The sequence below is a fragment of the Ruegeria sp. N11 genome (assembly GCF_056531525.1).
The window spans coordinates 1-2,500 of the sequence record NZ_JBQFLX010000055.1; the positions used below are offsets into that span (position 1 = coordinate 1).

Here is a 2,500-nt window from a genome sequence, read left to right on the forward strand (position 1 = left end):
TGGTTGCGGGAGTAGGATTTGAACCTACGACCTTCAGGTTATGAGCCTGACGAGCTACCGGGCTGCTCCATCCCGCGTCAGTGTCAGATTTTTGTCATCGTCAGAGAGAAGGGGGATTTTGCTAGGTTTGGCGGTGACCTACTCTCCCGGGGCTTAAGCCCAAGTACCATTGGCGCGGCAGTGCTTAACTTCCGGGTTCGGGATGGGACCGGGTGTTTCACTTGCGCTATGACCACCAAACCGAGGAAAATCCCCGTCGCTCTTTTTGCGAAGCAAAAAGGCGACGCGCAGGAGGCAGCGTATTCGCGAAGCGGATGCGCGTTCCTGCACGGTTGTTATGTCAATCAACATCGCGGCTAGGCGCTGCGAAGTTATCCATGTTTACTGAGGTGTATGTTTTTGATTTTGTCTTTCCATTACTGGATCAAATCAAGCCTATCGGGCGATTAGTACCGGTCAACTGAACGCATTACTGCGCTTACATCTCCGGCCTATTGACGTGGTGGTCTTCCACGGCCCTCAGGGAGACCTTGTTTTGAGGGGGGCTTCCCGCTTAGATGCCTTCAGCGGTTATCCTGTCCGATCATAGCTACCCAGCACTGCCGTTGGCACGACAACTGGTCCACCAGTGGATCGTTCACCCCGGTCCTCTCGTACTAGGGGCAACTCCTCTCAAGTCTCCTACACCCACGGCAGATAGGGACCGAACTGTCTCACGACGTTCTAAACCCAGCTCACGTACCTCTTTAAACGGCGAACAGCCGTACCCTTGGGACCTGCTCCAGCCCCAGGATGAGATGAGCCGACATCGAGGTGCCAAACACTGCCGTCGATATGGACTCTTGGGCAGTATCAGCCTGTTATCCCCGGCGTACCTTTTATCCGTTGAGCGATGGCCCTTCCACTCGGGACCACCGGATCACTATGGCCGTCTTTCGACTCTGCTCGACTTGTCAGTCTCGCAGTCAGGCTGGCTTCTGCCATTGCACTCAACGAGCGATTTCCGACCGCTCTGAGCCAACCTTCGCGCGCCTCCGTTACGCTTTAGGAGGCGACCGCCCCAGTCAAACTACCCGCCACGCAGGGTCCCGGATCCGGATAACGGACCGCGGTTAGACATCAAGAGTGCGAAGGGTGGTATCTCAAGGGAGGCTCCACAGGTACTTGCGTTCCTGCTTCAAAGCCTACCACCTATCCTGCACATCACAATCCTGATGCCAGTGCGAAGCTGTAGTAAAGGTGCACGGGGTCTTTCCGTCTAACCGCGGGAAGCCTGCATCTTGACAGGCAATTCAATTTCGCTGAGTCGATGTTGGAGACAGCGGGGAAGTCGTTACGCCATTCGTGCAGGTCGGAACTTACCCGACAAGGAATTTCGCTACCTTAGGACCGTTATAGTTACGGCCGCCGTTTACCTGGGCTTCAATTCAAGGCTCTCACCTCTCCTTTTAACCTTCAGGCACCGGGCAGGCGTCAGACCCTATACGTCGTCTTGCGACTTCGCAGAGCCCTGTGTTTTTAATAAACAGTCGCCACCCCCTGGTTTGTGCCCCCAGCCCCTAGTTGCCTAGGAACCGGGCCTCCTTCTCGCGAACTTACGGAGGTATTTTGCCGAGTTCCTTCAACATCGTTCTCTCAAGCGCCTTGGTATGCTCTACCAGTCCACCTGTGTCGGTTTAGGGTACGGTCTGATGGAGGGCTATTTCCAGGAACCACTCAGCAGCCCAATCAATCCGATAAGATTGAACTACACCTGTGATCCGTCACATCCTCCTGGCCTAGGAATATTAACCTAGTTCCCATCGCCTACGCCTTTCGGCCTCGGCTTAGGGGCCGGCTTACCCTGCTCAGATTAGCTTTAAGCAGGAACCCTTGGACTTTCGGCGAGAGTGTCTCTCACACTCTTTGTCGCTACTCATGTCATCATTCTCACTAGTGATCTCTCCACCGGATCCCTCACAGGCCGGCTTCATCGAAAGAACTCGATCCGTCATTACACCCGCTGATATTTCACAGGTGGATGCAAATACGGATGAGTTCTATGTCACACTACGCTCTGCTACCATGCCTTACGGCATCCTAAGCTTCGGCTCATGGCTTGAGCCCCGTTACATCTTCGCCGCAGGACAACTTATTTAGACCAGTGAGCTGTTACGCTATCTTTAAAGGATGGCTGCTTCTAAGCCAACCTCCTGGTTGTTTTGGTCGTCCCACCTGCTTTCCCACTTAGCCATGAATTGGGGGCCTTAGCTGTAGGTCAGGGTTGTTTCCCTCTCCACTACGGACGTTAGCATCCGCAGTGTGTCTGCCATCTAGTACTCCCGGGTATTCGGAGTTTGGTTAGGATCAGTAAGCCTGTGGGGCCCCATTACCCATCCAGTGCTCTACCCCCCGGGGTATTCGGATGACGCTCTACCTAAATAGATTTCGCAGAGAACCAGCTATCTCCGAGTTTGATTGGCCTTTCACCCCTAGGCACAGCTCATCCCGATCCTTTTCA

Annotated in this window: 1 tRNA gene and 2 rRNA genes (1 of these 3 cut by a window edge); all 3 read right to left on the reverse strand. The window is 54.2% G+C overall.

What is annotated here, in order from left to right:
• Window positions 1–77 (reverse strand) — tRNA-Met (locus tag ACR0J8_RS23905).
• A gap of 48 nt (window positions 78–125) precedes the next feature.
• A 5S ribosomal RNA gene (gene rrf, locus ACR0J8_RS23910) occupies window positions 126–240 on the reverse strand.
• A gap of 185 nt (window positions 241–425) precedes the next feature.
• A 23S ribosomal RNA gene (locus tag ACR0J8_RS23915) occupies window positions 426–2,500 on the reverse strand (it continues 789 nt past the right edge of the window).